This window comes from Kitasatospora sp. P5_F3, from assembly GCF_054049135.1.
The window spans coordinates 145,950-161,636 of sequence record NZ_JBFUMY010000001.1 but is presented as its reverse complement, the minus strand read 5'-3'; the positions used below and the strand labels follow the sequence as shown (position 1 = coordinate 161,636).

Annotated in this window: 19 protein-coding genes; 16 read left to right on the top strand and 3 right to left on the bottom strand. The window is 73.1% G+C overall.

The genetic code is table 11. The features are described 5' to 3' along the window. Positions 1-40 precede the first annotated feature (40 nt). The 4 genes from ACXJMZ_RS00605 to ACXJMZ_RS00590 all read left to right on the top strand — a co-directional run bounded on the left by ACXJMZ_RS00605 (position 41) and on the right by ACXJMZ_RS00590 (position 3,724). Entirely contained in the window at positions 41-658 is a 618-nt protein-coding gene (locus tag ACXJMZ_RS00605; RefSeq protein ID WP_457027950.1) for a TetR/AcrR family transcriptional regulator, read from the top strand. Between the two features lie 108 nt (positions 659-766). Beyond that, positions 767-2,419 carry a BCCT family transporter gene (locus tag ACXJMZ_RS00600; protein WP_457027949.1) on the top strand — a complete coding sequence of 551 codons (1,653 nt, stop codon included), beginning with the start codon at positions 767-769 and terminating at the stop codon, positions 2,417-2,419. A gap of 154 nt (positions 2,420-2,573) precedes the next feature. Next, on the top strand, positions 2,574-2,756 hold the full coding sequence (locus ACXJMZ_RS00595; RefSeq protein WP_457027948.1) for a hypothetical protein: 183 nt from the start codon (positions 2,574-2,576) through the stop codon (positions 2,754-2,756). A 23-nt stretch (positions 2,757-2,779) separates the two neighbouring features. Continuing rightward, positions 2,780-3,724 (top strand): DUF389 domain-containing protein, encoded by a 945-nt coding sequence (locus ACXJMZ_RS00590; protein WP_457027947.1) that lies wholly within the window; start codon positions 2,780-2,782, stop codon positions 3,722-3,724. Positions 3,725-3,736: 12 nt separating this feature from the next. On the opposite strand, the gene ACXJMZ_RS00585 is transcribed toward ACXJMZ_RS00590, so the two are convergent. The 3 genes from ACXJMZ_RS00585 to ACXJMZ_RS00575 all read right to left on the bottom strand — a co-directional run bounded on the left by ACXJMZ_RS00585 (position 3,737) and on the right by ACXJMZ_RS00575 (position 6,055). Continuing rightward, positions 3,737-4,915 carry an MBL fold metallo-hydrolase gene (locus ACXJMZ_RS00585; RefSeq protein ID WP_457028048.1) on the bottom strand — a complete coding sequence of 393 codons (1,179 nt, stop codon included), beginning with the start codon at positions 4,913-4,915 and terminating at the stop codon, positions 3,737-3,739. Positions 4,916-5,081: 166 nt separating this feature from the next. Beyond that, complete coding sequence (locus ACXJMZ_RS00580) at positions 5,082-5,537, bottom strand: MaoC family dehydratase (protein ID WP_457027946.1); 456 nt, start codon at positions 5,535-5,537, stop codon at positions 5,082-5,084. A gap of 83 nt (positions 5,538-5,620) precedes the next feature. Next, positions 5,621-6,055, bottom strand: coding sequence for a pyridoxamine 5'-phosphate oxidase family protein (locus tag ACXJMZ_RS00575; RefSeq protein ID WP_457027945.1), 435 nt, complete (start codon positions 6,053-6,055; stop codon positions 5,621-5,623). A gap of 160 nt (positions 6,056-6,215) precedes the next feature. On the opposite strand from ACXJMZ_RS00575, the gene ACXJMZ_RS00570 reads away from it, so the two are divergent. The 12 genes from ACXJMZ_RS00570 to ACXJMZ_RS00515 all read left to right on the top strand — a co-directional run bounded on the left by ACXJMZ_RS00570 (position 6,216) and on the right by ACXJMZ_RS00515 (position 15,674). Then, complete coding sequence (locus tag ACXJMZ_RS00570; RefSeq protein ID WP_457027944.1) at positions 6,216-7,058, top strand: hypothetical protein; 843 nt, start codon at positions 6,216-6,218, stop codon at positions 7,056-7,058. Positions 7,059-7,192: 134 nt separating this feature from the next. Next, the gene (locus tag ACXJMZ_RS00565) at positions 7,193-7,807 is read left to right on the top strand and encodes a hypothetical protein (protein WP_457027943.1); all 615 of its coding nucleotides are present in this window, start codon (positions 7,193-7,195) and stop codon (positions 7,805-7,807) included. A 35-nt stretch (positions 7,808-7,842) separates the two neighbouring features. Further along, positions 7,843-8,736 (top strand): hypothetical protein, encoded by an 894-nt coding sequence (locus ACXJMZ_RS00560; RefSeq protein ID WP_457027942.1) that lies wholly within the window; start codon positions 7,843-7,845, stop codon positions 8,734-8,736. A gap of 84 nt (positions 8,737-8,820) precedes the next feature. Beyond that, the gene (locus ACXJMZ_RS00555; RefSeq protein ID WP_457027941.1) at positions 8,821-9,588 is read left to right on the top strand and encodes an SAF domain-containing protein; all 768 of its coding nucleotides are present in this window, start codon (positions 8,821-8,823) and stop codon (positions 9,586-9,588) included. After that, positions 9,588-10,643, top strand: coding sequence for a hypothetical protein (locus ACXJMZ_RS00550; RefSeq protein WP_457027940.1), 1,056 nt, complete (start codon positions 9,588-9,590; stop codon positions 10,641-10,643). Before ACXJMZ_RS00555 ends, ACXJMZ_RS00550 begins: the two co-directional genes overlap by 1 nt. Then, complete coding sequence (locus ACXJMZ_RS00545) at positions 10,633-12,204, top strand: CpaF family protein (protein ID WP_457027939.1); 1,572 nt, start codon at positions 10,633-10,635, stop codon at positions 12,202-12,204. Before ACXJMZ_RS00550 ends, ACXJMZ_RS00545 begins: the two co-directional genes overlap by 11 nt. Next, on the top strand, positions 12,204-13,184 hold the full coding sequence (locus ACXJMZ_RS00540; RefSeq protein ID WP_457027938.1) for a type II secretion system F family protein: 981 nt from the start codon (positions 12,204-12,206) through the stop codon (positions 13,182-13,184). The genes ACXJMZ_RS00545 and ACXJMZ_RS00540 overlap by 1 nt, the downstream gene beginning before the upstream one ends. Continuing rightward, entirely contained in the window at positions 13,181-14,065 is an 885-nt protein-coding gene (locus tag ACXJMZ_RS00535; RefSeq protein ID WP_457027937.1) for a type II secretion system F family protein, read from the top strand. The genes ACXJMZ_RS00540 and ACXJMZ_RS00535 overlap by 4 nt, the downstream gene beginning before the upstream one ends. 58 nt (positions 14,066-14,123) lie before the next feature. After that, positions 14,124-14,375 (top strand): hypothetical protein, encoded by a 252-nt coding sequence (locus ACXJMZ_RS00530; RefSeq protein WP_457027936.1) that lies wholly within the window; start codon positions 14,124-14,126, stop codon positions 14,373-14,375. Next, entirely contained in the window at positions 14,372-14,785 is a 414-nt protein-coding gene (locus tag ACXJMZ_RS00525) for a TadE/TadG family type IV pilus assembly protein (RefSeq protein ID WP_457027935.1), read from the top strand. The genes ACXJMZ_RS00530 and ACXJMZ_RS00525 overlap by 4 nt, the downstream gene beginning before the upstream one ends. After that, positions 14,782-15,237 carry a TadE/TadG family type IV pilus assembly protein gene (locus tag ACXJMZ_RS00520; protein ID WP_457027934.1) on the top strand — a complete coding sequence of 152 codons (456 nt, stop codon included), beginning with the start codon at positions 14,782-14,784 and terminating at the stop codon, positions 15,235-15,237. The genes ACXJMZ_RS00525 and ACXJMZ_RS00520 overlap by 4 nt, the downstream gene beginning before the upstream one ends. Further along, positions 15,234-15,674, top strand: coding sequence for a hypothetical protein (locus ACXJMZ_RS00515; RefSeq protein WP_457027933.1), 441 nt, complete (start codon positions 15,234-15,236; stop codon positions 15,672-15,674). The genes ACXJMZ_RS00520 and ACXJMZ_RS00515 overlap by 4 nt, the downstream gene beginning before the upstream one ends. The last annotated feature ends 13 nt before the right edge of the window (positions 15,675-15,687 follow it).

Below are 15,687 nucleotides of genomic sequence, written 5' to 3'. Positions count from 1 at the left end.
GTCGTTCGCCCGAGCGATCCCGGCCCGTATCATGGTGCGGGTGACCAAGGTTGACCTGTCACCAAGGCCGGTGGAGGCGATGTCGCCCCGTCAGCTCGAACGCCGCAACAGCCTGATCTCGGCCGCCCTCGCGCTGGTGAACGAGGCCGGCGTGGAGAGACTCCAGATGAAACACGTCTGCGAGCGCTCCGGAGTGGCCCTCGGCACCGCCTACCGGTACTTCTCCTCCAAGGACCATCTGCTCGCCGCCGCCATCGCGGACTGGCACCGCCTGCTGCTCGCCGACCTGGTCGCCGAGCAGCGCGGCTCCCGGCACGGGCAGGCCGAGACCGACCGGGTGGTGCGGTTCGTCCGCAACGGTATGCGCGCCTACCAACGACAGCCCCAACTGGCCCGGCTCCGGGTCGCGGTGGCCGCCTCGACCGACCCGTTCGCCAGCGAGACGCTGCAGTCGCTGGCCCGGGCCGACCGGGCGGCACTGGACGCGGTCGGCCCCCGGCTGCCCCCGGCCGCCGGTGAGCTGGTGCGGCACATCGTCGGCCACTCCTGGCAGGGCGAGCTGACCGCCTGGGTGACCGGCCGGACCACGCTGGACGACGCCCGCCGCCGCCTCGAGGACGTGGTCCGGCTGGTGCTGACGCCGTACGAGGCGGCCTGACCGCCCGTCACCAGGCCCCTCGGCGCGTCCTGCCCGCGCCGGGGCTGCGCGGCGGACATAGTACGAAATGTAGCTATTGTCCGACCGTAGCCCTGCCGGAGTCAGTTGATGAGCAGTCAGCCCGAGGAGCCCAAGGCCACCCTGCCCACCGACAAGGTGGTGTTCGGGGTGAGTGCCGTCGCGGTGCTCGGGGTGGTCGCCTGGGGCGTGTTCGCGGCGGACTCGCTCGGCCGGGTCTCCAGCAGCGCGCTCGGCTGGGTGCTGCACAACTTCGGCTGGCTGTTCGTGGTGGCCGCCGACGTCTTCCTGGTGCTCACCGTGCTGCTGGCGTTCAGCCGGTTCGGCCGGATCAGGCTCGGACGGGACGACGAGGAGCCGGAGTTCAACACGCTGGCCTGGGTCGCGATGATGTTCAGCGCGGGCATGGGCATCGGCCTGATGTTCTACGGTGTCGGCGAGCCGCTCCAGCTGTACGCGGCACCCCAGCCAGGCTCCGGGATCGAGCCGCAGACCCCGGCCGCCGCCCAGTCGGCGCTGGAGTTCTCGCTCTTCCACTGGACTCTGCACCCGTGGGCGATCTACGCGGTCGGGGGCCTGGCGCTGGCGTACACCACCTTCCGCAAGGGCCGGGGCAACCGGATCAGTGCCGCGTTCGTCCCGCTGATCGGCACCAAGGGCGCGGACGGCTGGCCCGGCCGGGCGATCGACCTGCTGGCGGTCTTCGCCACCGTGTTCGGCTCCGCCACCAGCCTCGGCCTCGGCGCGCTGCAGGTGGCCGACGGCCTCGGCTACATCACCTCGGTCAAGTCCAGCGAGAACGTCCAGCTGATCATCATCGGTTCGCTGACCGCCGCCTTCGTGCTCTCCGCCTTCTCCGGCGTGCACAAGGGCGTCAAGTGGCTCTCCACCGCCAACGTGGTGCTGGCCTGCCTGATCATGCTGTTCGTCTTCCTCTTCGGCCCCTCGGTCTACGTGCTGGACGCGATCCCCTCCACGGTCGGTGGCTACCTCGCCGACCTGACCAGCATGGCCACCCAGACCGGCGCCTTCACGGACGAGGCCTGGCTCGGCAGCTGGACGATCTTCTACTGGGCCTGGTGGCTCTCCTGGGCCCCGTTCGTCGGCACCTTCATCGCGCGCATCTCGCGCGGCCGGACGATCCGTCAGTTCCTGCTCGGCGTGCTGCTGGTGCCCAGCGGGGCCACCGTGATCTGGTTCTGCGTGATGGGCGGCACCGCGATCCGGCTGGACTCCACCGGCGCCGCCGACCTGGTGGGCACCATTCCGGCGGGCGCCGAGGCCTCGCTGTTCGAGATGCTCAAGTCGCTGCCGCTGGGCGGCGTCACCAGCGTCATCGCGGTGGTGCTGGTGATGACCTTCTTCATCACCAGCGCCGACTCCGCCTCGCTGGTGCTCGGCTCGCTCTCCAGCCGGGGTTCGCTGCACCCGAAGACCTGGCTGGTGGTGGTCTGGGGTGTGCTGATGGGCGGGGTGGCCGCCGCGCTGCTGCTGGCCGGCGGCCTGACGGCGCTGCAGAACGCCACCATCCTGGTCGCGCTGCCGTTCGTGGTGGTGATGCTGCTGCTCTGCGTCGCGCTGGTGCGTGAGCTCCGGGAGGACCCGGCGGCCGGCCCGTCCAGGCTGCACGCGGCGCACGGGCTGCGGGACGCGGTCCGGGTCGCGGTCGGCGACGCGATGGCCGACCACCGGGCCGGCGTAGCGTCCGGGGCGCGCCCCGAGAAGCATCCCCCGTCCGAGTGAACTGGGCCGACCGGGGCTGACCGTTCGCCGCCGGAGCGGCCGGCCGGTGTCATCCTGACTGCCGCGCCGGTACCGATATCCGGACGCCCAGCCCCCGTCCAGACTTCACTCTGGCGTCGTCACGGTTTAACAACGCCTTGGAATGCTGACCATCATGAACGCTCGATCCGCCCCGGCCCCCCTGGCCCTGGAAGTACCGCGCTTCCCCCTCCCGAAGCGGCACCGCCGCTTCATCGCCTGCGCCGCAGTGGCCGCCTCCGTCGCCCTCGGCACCCTCGGCGTCGGCGCGACCGTGGAGACCGTCCAACAGGGCGTCGTCGCCACCGCCAGCCGCTGATCCCCCGGGTCTAGGCTTGCCCGGTGCTGCATCTGCGACTGATCGTCCCCACCGACCTGCGCGACACCGTACTGACCGACCTGGACGGCTGGGTCGGCGTCACCCACGTGGTGCTGCTGCCCGACGCGGCGGTCCGCCCCGCCGGGGACGTGGTGCTCTGCGACGTGGCCCGGGAGGCCGCCGATGAGGTGCTGGCCGGGCTGCGGGCGATTGGGCTGGCCGAGCGCGGGGCGATCGACGTCCAGCAGATTCAGCTGACCATCTCGAAGTCGGCCGACCTGGCCGAGGAGCTGGCTCCGGGGGAGGGCGCGGACGCGCTGGTCTGGGAGGCGGTCTCCGAGATCACCCACGAGGAGTCCACCCTTACCGCCGTCTACCTGGCGTTCATGGCGGTGGCGACCATGCTGGCGGCCTGCGGCGCGGTGCTGGACAGCGCGATCCTGATCGTCGGCGCGATGGTGGTCGGTCCGGAGTTCGGCCCGGTGGCCGGACTCTGCGTGGCACTGGTGCAGCGCAGGCTGCACCCGGCACTGCGGTCGCTGAACGCGCTGCTGGTCGGCTTCGCGGTGGCGATGCTGCTCACCGTGGGGTTCTCGCTGCTGATGGACGGTCTGGGGCTGTTCACCCAGGACCAGTTCGAGTCGGCCCGGCCGAACACCTCGTTCATCTGGAAGCCCGACGCGATGTCCTTCGTGGTCGCCTTCCTGGCCGGTGTGGCCGGACTGCTCTCGCTCACCTCGGCCAAGGCCGGGGCCCTGGTCGGGGTGGCGATCTCGGTGACCACCGTGCCGGCCGCCGCCAACGCGGCGGTGGCGCTCGGGTACGGGGACTACGCGCAGGCCGGCGGATCGGCCGTCCAACTGCTGCTGAACCTGCTCGGCATCGTGCTCGCCGGGGTGCTCACCCTGCTGGTGCAGCAAGGGGCCTGGCGGATCATCCGGTCCAGGCCCCGGCCGTTCGGGCGCTGACGCCGCCGCCGTTCAGACGGTGACCCCGTCGTCCGTGTGGGTGGAGAACCCGTCGGGGACCAGCAGCTCGGCACCCCGAGGCATCGCGGCGACCGCCCGCCACCAGAGCTTGAGCGCGGGTGGGTCGGCCGGCTCGAACGGCTTGCCGGGCCGGGGTGCCACCAGCCGGGCGCCGAGCGCCCGGGCGGCGGCGACGGTCCGTTCGGCCGGCTCCTCCCAGGGGTGCGGGGCCAGGTTGAAGGTGCCCCAGTGGATCGGCAGCAACAGGTCGCCGCCGAGGTCGAGGTGGGCCCGGACGCCCTCCTCGGGGGTCATGTGCACCTCGGGCCAGAGATCGCTGTACGCGCCGATCTGCATCATCGTCAGGTCGAACGGGCCGAACCGGCGGCCGATCTCGGCGAAGCCGGGGAAGTAGCCGGTGTCGCCGCTGTGGAAGAGGCGGTGCGAGCCGCTCGCCACCACCCAGGAGGCCCAGAGCACCAGCGGGTTGGCCCGGGGACCGCGGTTGCAGTAGTGGCGGGCGGGGGTGGCGGTCAGGGTCAGCCCGGCCACCTCGGCCGACTCCCACCAGTCCAGTTCGGTGATCCGGTCGGCCGGGATGCCCCAGTGCTCCAGGTGCGCGCCGATCCCGAGCGGTACGGCGAAGGCGGCGCCGGAGGCGGCCAGCGTGCGCACGGTGGCGAGGTCCAGGTGGTCGTAGTGGTCGTGCGAGATCACCACCACGTCCACCGGGCCGAGCTCGGCCAGCGGGATCGGCATCGGGTGCAGCCGCTTCGGTCCGGTCCAGCCGAACGGTGAGCAGCGCTCACCCCAGACCGGGTCGAACAGCACCCGGCGGCCGTCCAGTTCGGCCAGTACGGTGGCGTGCCCGAGCCAGGTCAGCCGCAGTCCGTCGGCGGGCGGTTCGGCCAGCTCGATCGGCAGCAGCCGGTGCAGCGGGACGGCGGCGGTGGGCTGCCTGCGGTGCCGGTTGGCGGCGAACTGCCGGCGGGTCAGCTCCAGCCGGGACCGTCCCCCGGCCAGCCGCCGGGTCGGTACCGGGTTCTGGAAGCTGCCGTCCGCGAAGTGCGGGGAGTTCAGGATCCGGGCCAGCCGGGCGCCGGTCGGTTCGGTCCCGAAGGACTCGGTACGGACCTGGCGCCAGGCGGCGCGGGGCAGTTCGCCGATCGGCGGAGTGCCAGTGGCGAGCAGTGCGGTGAGAGCGGCGACCCGGGACGTCCAGGCAGCGGAGCTGGGCACGGCGCCTCCATGAGCGGGGTTGGTCCGTCCCATCGGACATTACCGGCGATATGCCGCACCGACCCGGTGGGGCGTAGGCAGGCGATCCGTTCGGTCTAACCGCCCCGCTGAGCGACCGTCAGACCGGGTAGAACCGGGTGATCGTCTCCGCCACGCAGTGCGGCTTCGGGCTGCCCTCGCTGGTGATGGTGTACCGGACCACGGCCTGTACGCCCCCGGCGACCTGCTCGGCGGAGACCAGCTCGGCGGTGGCCCGGATCGCGGTGCCGACCGGCACCGGGGCGGGGAAGCGGACCTTCTCGGAGCCGTAGTTGAGGGCCATCCTGATCCCCTCGACGGCGTAGCACTCCTTGGCCAGCACCGGGATCAGCGACAGCGTCAGGTAGCCGTGCGCGATGGTGCCGCCGAAGGTGCTCTCCTTGGCCCGCGCCGGATCGACGTGGATCCACTGGTGGTCGCCGGTCGCCTCGGCGAACAGGTCCACCCTGGCCTGGTCGATGGTGTGCCACTCGCTGGTGCCGAGCTCGGTGCCGACCGCGGCGGTCAGGTCGGCGAGAGAGGCGTACGTGGTCACGGCTGCTCCTGGTGGGGGGTGCTGACGGGGCACCGGAGAGTATGCCTACTCGCTGGTCACTTGTCAGCGGCCCCAGGATCTCACTACGCCCGGTGCAGGCTCTGCCCGGCCGTCAGCAGCCGGCGGCCGCTCACCAGCTCGGGGGTGATCCGGACGAACATCCGCTGCTGCCCGCCGCCGATCCACGGCACCGGACCGCTGCGCAGCAGCCGCTGGAACTCGGCCTCGTCCCGGACCACCTCGGCGCGGCCGTGCACCAGGACGCTCCAGCCGCTCCGGCCGACCGGGTCGAGCAGGTCGGCCTGGAAGGCCGCCACCGTCCCGTCCAGGGCGCGGCTCAGCGTGCTGCCCGCGCGCAGGCCGAGGACCAGCCGGTCGTCGGGGGCCACCTCGAAGGCCACCGGGAGGACGGCCGGGAGCGCGTGCTCGGTGTACACCACGCGCCCGATGGGCACGGTGCGGAGCAGCTGCAGGCACTCGGCCTCGCTCAGGGTCTCCACGCGGTCGTCTCGGTCCATACCTCGATGGTGCCGCTCCGGCGGCGGAGTCAATAGGGCCCATGGTCCCTGATGCTGCCTCGATGGTCGCTGACCTGCGTCAATCCGGATGAAAGGCCCCGGCACCGGAAACGGACCGATACCTTGTCGGCGGGAGCGGGCTAGTGAGGGGTGGGTACCGGTGAGCGGCGGCATCGAACTGGTGGTGATCGGCGCGGACGGTGGGCCGGAGCGGGCCCATGCGGGGTCGGCCCAGGCGGCGGCCGGAGCCCGGCTGCTGGCGGCCGGTCTGCCGGGGCGGTGCTTCGACGCGGGTGCCCGGGGGAGCCGGGTGACCCTGGTGCCGCCGGAGGCCGACGCCAACGCGATGCTCACCGCGCTGCGGGCGGCCGCCCAGCGCCCGGCCCGCTGGCTGGTGGTCTGCCTGCTCGGCCAGCTCGCGGTCGATCCGCGCGGCCGCCGGCTGGCCCTGGTCACGGCCGGTGCCACCCCGGAGAACGCGTACCGCCGCGGGCTGGCCTGGGACTGGGTGGTGAGCACCATGGTGCACGGCGACCAGGAGGAGACCCTGCTGCTGGTGGACACGGTCGCGGACCGGGATGCCTGGGCCGCGCTGGAGCGGGGCGAGGAGGGCGCGGGCGAGCTGCTCAGCCACTCCCGGGTGCCGCTCTGGGGCCGGGTGGCCAGGTACGCCGGTCCGCGCCGGGGCAGGGAGTCCGTACTGCCGGGCGGCGAGGGCTCGTTCAGCTGGGCGCTGGACCGGGTGCTGGAGCACGGTCTGCCCGGCGCCCCGGCGGCGGTCGCCCCGGTGGAGCTCCAGCCCGCGCTCGAGCAGGAGCTGGCCTGGGCGGAGTCGGGGTACGGGGCGGGCCAGGTGCGGTTGTTGACGCCGGGTGAGCACGGGCGGCTGCTGTTGCGCAATCGGGCTGCGGTGCGGGGCGCATTGGCCGGATTGTCGCTTTCTGAGGAACTGTTGGCAGTTCTGTGGCGCGAAAGTGCCCCAACCGATCCGCCTTCCGCGTAAGGTCAGGGGGCCCGAGGTGTTGCCGGGGCGGGGCGAGTTGGCGAAGAATCAATGTCCCGTGAGCAGTGGTTCGGGCGGCGGATATCTGCTGCGGTCGGCGCTCCGTTCGGGTCGGCCGCGATGAGGTGGGGCGAATGCGGCAGCGCGTAATTACAGTGCGCCCTGGGGCGGTTGGGGCCGGTGGGCTGGCACTGCTGCTGCTCACTTCCTGCGGCGCCTCCGAGGGCGGGAGTCCCACCGACCGGCTGCCCGATGTCACTGCGGCCCCAACTGTCCCGGCGGTCACGCCCAGTGGCTCGGCGGTGGTGCAGAACGCACCCACCGAAGGAGTCGACGGCGCGGTCGGCCGGGTCGTCCTGCGGGCCTATCAGGGCTGGTGGGAGGCGCGGATCACGGCTTTCGGCCAACCCGAGCAGGACCCGGCGGCCGTCCGTGCCTTCGCCGTCGACCAGGCACTGAGCGACACCCTGATCACGCGTCAGCAACTCCGTGACGCGAAACTGGTGATGGTCGGGACTCCGCGCAACTCACCGTTGGTGAAGTCGATTCGGCTCACCGAGAATCCGCCGTCCGCGACCGTCGAGGACTGTGTCGACGTGACGGATTGGCACCAGGCGGATGCCGGCACCAAGGCGTTGCGTGATCCGGCGCAACGGCTGACCCGGTACGTCGCCACAGCCACGCTCCGGAAAGCGGACTCGCGCTGGCTGATCGTGGACTTCAAACGCGAGGAGAGCCGGTCGTGTTGAGAACTTCACCGGGAATCTTGGTTCGTGTCCTGCTGATGATCGGAATGCTGGCGGCGACGATCACCCCGGCCGCCGCCGAGGAGCCGGGCGGCACGGTGACCCCGTGCGCCTCGCGGGACATCTGCGTCAAGGTGACCGAGCCCGGCAGCACCAGCACCGGACATCCGGGCGGCGGCGGCACGAGCGAGACCGTCGCGGCGAAGTGCTACTCGCACGAGGAGGGCAGGCCGGAAATCGCCTGCTGGGACGACAACCTGGGCTGGTACAGCAACTCCACCGGCTGCTACTACAAGCTGGAGCGCCCCAAGCCCGCCGCGGATGCGCGGGCCTGGGGCGGCCGTGACCCGGCCACCGGTGACATCTATCTGGTCAGCTGCCGGGACGGCGGGTCCGACGTGGACGGCCCGCAGTTCTTCGCCGTCCCCCCGGCCGGAGCGCCGCCGACCGACGACGTGGTGAACCTGCGCCGGGAGGCACTGGCGAAGCTGCAGCTGGCCCCGCCGGCCATGCACGCCGCCCCCGGTGGCAGCGCCGTGGTCGGGGCACCGCTCTGGCTCTGGTACGACCGGAGCCCGGCCAGCGTCGGTCCGCTGACCGCCACGGCCAAGGGCAACGTGATCAGTGTGACCGCCACCGCCGAGGTGCTGACGGTGACTTGGGACATGGACGACGGACACACCGCCGAGTGCCCCGGGTCCGGCACGCCGTACCGGGCCGATCTGGGCCGGACCGAGTCGCCGGACTGCAAGTACCTCTACCGGAGCAGCTCCTCGCACCGCGCCGACGGGACGCTCTACCTGGTGGCCACCGCGATCTGGCACGTCACCGCCACCCGGAGCGACACCAACGCCAAGGTCGAGTTCGACTTCCCCGTACCGGCCGCGGCTCCGATGCCGCTCCGGGTCGCCGAGGTCCAGCTGATCAACTAGCGGGCGCCGCACCGGCGGACCCACGCCGCCCTGCACCGCACTCGCACCGCCCTGCACCGCACTCGTACGAAAGGCCGAAGCCCGGTGGAGCACCGAACCTTCCCCTCGCCGAGCCCCGGCACCGCGACCGTGGGCTCCGCCCAGTCCGCCCCCGAGCCGGGCCGGAGCGCGTCCGGCATCCCGCCGCGGACCCCGCCGCGCACGTTGCGGGCCCGGCGGCGGCGCCCGGCGGTGCTGGCCATGGCGGTGGCCATGGTGGCGGCCGGCGGCCTCGGCGGGGCGGTGCTCTACAACAGCACCGGCCAGCGGATCGCCGTGCTGGCGCTGGCCCGTGACGTACCGAAGGGTCAGGCGATCAGTGCCGAGGACCTGGTGGTGGCCCGGATCGCCTCCGACCCCGCGCTCCGGCCGCTCGGCGCCCAGGAGCGGACCAAGGCGGTCGGGCTGCGGGCCACCGGCGACCTGCGCCGGGGAGCACTGCTGGTGAAGGCCGACCTGACGGACGATCCGCTGGTCGAGGCGGGCCAGACCGTGGTCGGGGTCGCCACCAAGCGGACCCAGCTCCCGGCCACCCGGCTGCAACCCGGGGACCGGGTGCTGGTGGTCTCCACCCCGGATTCGGGCCAGGGCGGCTCCACCGTGCGGACCCCGGAGACGCTCGCGGTCCGGGTGGTGGCGGTCGGCAAGGCCGACACCGACGGCAGCGTGGTGATCGACGTGGCCGTGGCGCCCGCCGACGGCACCCGGCTGGCCGCCTGGGTGGCCACCGGCAAGCTGCAGATCATCCTGGCACCGCGGGCCGGCAGCGCAGCCGCGGCCCCGACCCCGGCTCCGAGCGGGAGCGTGGCCTGATGGCCGTGATCACGGTGGTCGGCGGCCCCGGTGCCCCCGGTGCCACCACCGGTGCGCTCGCCCTGCTGCTGGCCTGGCCGCTGCAGCCGGGCCGCAAGGTCCTGCTGGTGGAGTGCGACCCGGACGGCGGCGCGGTGCTGGCCGGCGCGCTGGAGGGACGGGTCGAGGCGGTCTTCGGGCTGCGCAACCTGGCCGTGGCGGACCGTCGCGGGCTGCTCGCCCAGACCCTGTGGGAGCAGCTGATCGACCTCTCCCCGGCCGGCACCGGCGACCGCCTGCTGCTGCCGGGGCTGACCGACCCGGCCCAGGCGCCCGGCCTGGCGTACACCTGGGAGCCACTGCTGGAGGCGCTGCACGGGCTCGAACCGCAGGGCTACGACGTGATCCTCGACCTCGGCCGCTCCGGTGCCCAGGGACCCGGCGCGGTGCTGGCCCGGCGGGCCGACGTGGTGGCGGTCGTCCTGCGCAGCACGCTGCGCGGGCTGAGCGCGACCAGGCCCCGGTTGGCCGCGCTGCGCGAGGACCTGGAGCAGGCAGGGACGGGTGCGGACGGGGTCGGCCTGCTGCTGGTCGCCGAGGGGCCCTACCCGGCGGCCGAGGTCTCCCGGCAGTTCGGGGTGCCGGTGCTCGGGGTGCTGCCGTACGTACCGCGCACCGCCCGGCTGCTCTCGGACGGTGGCGACACCACCGACCGGCGGTTCATCCGCTCGGAGCTGATGCGGACCGCCCGGACCACCGTCGACCAGATCCAGCTGCTGGTCCGGCGCCGCCGCCAGCGGCTGGCGCCGACCGTCGCACCGGTGGCCGCGCCGTCGCCGATCGCCGCCCAACCCGCCCCGGAGTCACACCCGTTGGCCTACGCGCAGCAGTCCCACCCGCACCAACCGCACCAGCCGCAGGCCCAGCAGCCCTACCCCCAGGACGCCTACCCGCTGCAGCAGCCGTACCCGGCCCCGCCGGTGCCGCAGCCTCCCGCGCCCGCGCCGTTCCCCGGCCAGTGGGAGTCGCCGCCGCAGTCGCCGCCGGTCTACGGGCAGGTGCTCCGTGCGCGGTAGCCCGCTGTACGACCCGCTGCACAAGCCCGCGAACGCCGATCCGGCGGGGCTGCCCTGGACGGCTGCCCCGCCGGTGATACCGAGCGCGAGCCCGGTTGGCCAGTTCACCACCGGCCCGGTCAACTCCGGTGCGGGGGCGGTTGGTTCGGCCCCGGTGATCCAGCCGGTCGCGGTGAAGCCGGTGGTCGACCAGCAGGTGGCCCGGGAGCTCAAGCGGCAGGTCGCGGCCGAACTGCACCAGCAGCTCACCCGGTTGGCGGACGCCTCCGGGGTGGAGGCGGACCGGGCCACCCGGCGTCAGCGCGGCCGGGCGCTGATCGAGGAGGCGGTGGCCCGCTGGTCCGACGCGTACGCCCAGACCCACGGCATCCCGCCCACCAGGGAGCAGGACCGGGCGCTCGCCGAGACCGTCTACGACCTGCTGTTCCGGGCCGGGCGGCTGCAGCCCTACCTGGACGACCCGGACATCGAGAACATCCTGATCAACGGCTGCGACGACGTGTGGATCTCCAAGGTGCACCAACCGCTGCGCCAGGTGCCGCCGGTGGCCGAGAGCGACGAGGAGCTGGTCGAGCTGCTCCAGGACCTGGCCCGGCAGCACGGCGGCGGCGAGCGGAGCCTCTCCACCGCCAGCCCGACCCTGGCGCTGCGCCTGGAGGGCGGGATGCGCCTGCAGGCGCTCACCGAGGTGACGCCCCGTCCGTACGTGGCGATCCGGCGGCACCGGGTGGCCTCGGCGACCCTCGCCGACCTGGTCCAACTCGGCACCGTGGACGCCACCTTGGCCGCCTTCCTGGCCTCGGCCATCCGAGCCAGGAAGAACGTGATGATCACCGGCACCCAGGGGGTCGGCAAGACCAGCCTGCTGCGCGCGATGGCCGCCGAGATCCCGCCGGACGAACGGGTCGGCACCCTGGAGTCGGAGTTCGAGCTCTGGCTGCACACCCTGGGGCACCTGCGCCAGGTGGTCCCGATGGAGGCCAGGGAGGGCAACGGCGAGCGGGTGGACGGGCGGGCGGCCGGCGAGCTGACGATCGGTGAACTGATCCCCGCCGCCCTGCGGATGACGCTGTCCCGGATCATCGTCGGCGAGGTCCGCTCCGGCGAGGTGGTCCCGATGCTGCGGGTGATGACCAACGGCGAGGGCGGCTCGATGTGCACCCTGCACGCGCGCGGCCCGCACATGGTGGTCGACCGGATCGCCGAACTCTGCCTGGAGTACGGCTCGCACATGACCGACAGCCTGGCCTACCGGCTGACCGCCAACGCGGTCGACCTGATCGTGCACGTGGCCATGGTGGACGAGACCGCCGTGGGCGGCGGCCGGCACCGCTTCGTCTCGCACGTGCTGGAGATCACCGGCCTCGGTGAGAGCGGCCGCCCGGCCACCAACACCGTCTTCGGCCCGCGCCCCGACCTGGGCGAGCCCCGGGCCGTGCCGCACACCCCGCCGAACTGCCTGGACGACCTGCGCCGGGCGGGCTTCGACGCGGGGTTGCTGCAGTCCGCGTACGGGAGTTGGCCCGCCCCGCTGAACCTGCGGATCGGGGGGGTGCGCTGATGCTGCTCTTCGTCATGTGCGGGCTGCTGGTGGCGGGCGGCCTGGTGGCCCTGGTGGCCGGGGTGTACGGGAAGGAGCCGGCCGCACCGGAGGCCGCCGCCTGGTCGGTCCGGCTCGCTCCGTCGGCCCGCCGCCGGCTGTCGGTCCAGGCGGCGGTGCTGGTGGTCGGCAGCGGCTGGTTGATCCTGAGCGGCCGGCCGCCGGTGGCGATCGGGCTGCTGGCGCTGCTGGACTTCGGTCTGCCCTGGGTGTTCGGCGCCACTCGGGCCGACATGCACCGGATCGACCGGCTGGAGGCGCTCGCCGAGTGGACCCAACGCCTGGGCGACGTCCTGCTGTTGGGGGTCGGGCTGAATCAGGCGATCGTGACCAGCCGACGGACCGCGCCGGCCGCGCTGGAGGCCGAGATCGCCGAGCTGAGCGCCCGGCTGCAGTCCCGCTGGCGCCCGGAGGAGGCGCTGCGGGCCTTCGCCGACACGCTGGCCGACGCCACCGCCGACAAGGTGCTGGCCGCCCTGGTGCTGCGTGCGGGCGACAGCGGCCCCGGCCTGGCCCGGACGCTGGCCGACCTGGCCACCTCGGTCCGCGAGGAGGTCCGGCAGCGCCGGGTGATCGAGGCGGACCGGGCCAAGCACCGCACCACCATCCGCTGGCTGCTGGTGATCATCATGCTGGTGCTGGTGGCCGGTTTCTTCAACGCCCGGTACTCCCAGCCGTACTCCACTCTGCTGGGCCAACTGGTGCTCGGGGTGGTGCTGGTGCTGTTCGTGCTGGTGATCGCCTGGATGCGCAAGCTGGCCACCCAGCGTCCGCTGCCCCGCCTGCTGGAGGCGGACCGGCGGAGCAAGGCCCGCCCGCTGCGGGCGGCCCCGGCCGAGGGCGAGCCGGGCGGAGCCGGCCAGGACGCGCCGTCCGTCGGCTCGTTCGTGGGCCCGTCCGTCGGTCCGTCCGTCGGGCCGTTCGCCAAGGAGGGCACGTGATCTCGATCTGGGCCGTACTGGCCGGTGCCCTGCTGCTCGGCGGCGTGGCCGCGATAGCCGCCGAACTGCGGCCCGCGCCACCTGACTTGGGGCAGGCACTGGACCGGCTGCACCGCACCCCGGCCGACCACGCCGAGCTGACCGACCCCGGCGTCAGCTGGATCGACCGGATCGGCCAGAGCTCGCTCCGGCTGCCCGGCGCCCGGATCCCCCGGCAGCAGCTGTCCATGATCGGCCGGACCCCGGCGCGGTTCATGGCGCACAAGCTGCTGTTCGCGCTGATCGGGCTGATGGCGCCCGGCTACCTGGTGCTGGTCTCGGCGCTGGTGGACTTCCAACTTCCCTGGATGGTCCCGCTGTTGGCGGGCCCGGCGCTGGCGCTGCTCGGCTGGCTGCTGCCGGACGGCATCGTGGCCGGTGAGGCCAAGGAGGCCCGGACGGAGTACCTGCACGGGATCGCCGCCTACCTGGAGCTGGTCGCGCTGGAGCGGGCCGCCGACTGCGGGCCCGCCGAGGCGCTGCGGCGGGCGGCGGCGGTCGGCCGGTCCACCGTGTTCCGCCGGATCAGGGATGCGCTGGAGCGGGCCGCCACCGACCGGTTGCCGCCGTGGGACGGGCTGGACGCGCTCGCCACCGAGCTCGGCCTGACGCCGCTTCAGGACGTCGCCGACATCATGCGGCTGTCCGGCAGCGACGGCGCCGCCGTGTACGACACCCTGCGGGCCCGCTCCAAGAGCCTCCGTGACGAACTGCTCGCCGAGGACCTGGCCAGGGCCAACACCGACAGTGAGCGGATGGTGGCGCCGGGCGCGGCGCTCACCCTGCTCATGACGGTGCTGATCGTCTTCCCCGCGCTCTACCAGATGCTGAACGTGATCTAGCCCGCCCGCCCGCCCCGTCCGACCCACCCTCCGCCCTCGTCGCCCTGGAGACCACACCATGGTTGCTCTGCGAAACCTGCTCACGGCGCTGTTCTTGCCCGTGAAGCTCTGCCTGTTCGTCTTCCACTACCGGGTCGGCCGGGTCCGCGCGGCCCGCGCGGCCGGTGACCGCGGCGCCATCAGCATCGAACTGGCCCTCGCCATCATCGTGCTGGTGGGCATCGCGGTCGCCATCCTCGGCGTCCTGCTGGGTCTCGCCAACAAGGTGAAGAGCGAGGTACCGAAGGACGCAGTGGTCACGGCACCGTGATCCGACGCCCGACGATCCGTCACCGGCCGGGAGACCGGGGCGCGCTGACCCTCAGCCTCGCCCTGGTCTTCCCGGTGGTGCTCTTTCTGGTCTTCCTGGTGGTCCAGGCCTCGCTGTACTGGTACGCGGGCCAGGCCGCGCTGACGGCTGCCCGCGAGGGGGCCGACGCGGGCCGGGTCAGGGGCGGCACGCCCGAGGCGGGGGAGCGGAAGGCCAGGGAGTTCCTGACCCGGGTCGGCGACCTAGCCGAGCCCGTCACGGTGGACCCGAACGGCGGGGACCCGAACACCTTCAAGATCGTGGTGACCGTCCGGCCGCTGGCGGTGCTCCCGGGCTTCGAGCGGTTCACCATCACCCGTCAGGTCACCGCTCCCCGGGAGAAGTTCGTGCCCCAGGCGGTGCAACCGTGAGGCGGCACCAGGGGGATCGGGGCAGCGCCGCCCTGGAGGCTGCCATCATCGCGCCGGTGCTGGTCGCCTTCGTACTGATCGCGGTCGCGGCAGGGCGTATTCAGAGCACCGGCGGGGTAGTTGATGCGGCAGCCCGTTCCGGTGCCCGCGCGGCCTCGCTGGCCCGCACACCGGAGGGGGCGCAGCAGGCGGCGGGGGACGCGGTGCTGGAGGTGCTCCGGGGGCAGGGGGTGCAGTGCGCGCAGGCGACGAGTCCGCCGGTCGAGTACGGCACTCTGAACACCCCGGCCGGCCCCCTCAGCACGGTGACGGTGCGGGTGAGTTGTACCGTCCGGCTGAGCGACCTGCTGGTCGACCTGACGCCGGGCAGCAAGACCCTGACGGCCAGTTTCACCTCGGTGCTGGACCACTACCGGGGGACCGAACCGGGAACGAAGGAGAGACCGCGGTGAGAGCACGGCGGACCGGCGCTGCGGACGGCGGCTCGATCGCCCTGTTCGTCGCCATCTGCGCTGCCGGGCTGGTGATGATGATCGGGATCGTGTTGGAGGCCGGGGGCCGGTTGCGGGCGATCGAGACCGCCGACGCCCGGGCCCAGGAGGTGGCCCGGGTGATCGGTCAACAGCTCGACGAGACGGCGCTGCTGCGCGGTGGGGGCTACCTGCTGGCCCAGGACGTGGCCGCCGCCCGGGCGGCCGCCGACGCCTACCTGCAGCCGTACGGTCTGCACGCCGAGATCGGGTTCCGCGAGGGCCGCACGGTGGTGGTGGACATCCGGGCCCAGTACCGGACCACTCTGCTCGGAGCGTTCGCGGTGGAGTCGCTGGAGGTGCGCGGGCATGGCTCGGCCACTCTGGTGCACGGCGTCAAGGAAGCGGAGACTGCCTGAATGGGTGCGGGCA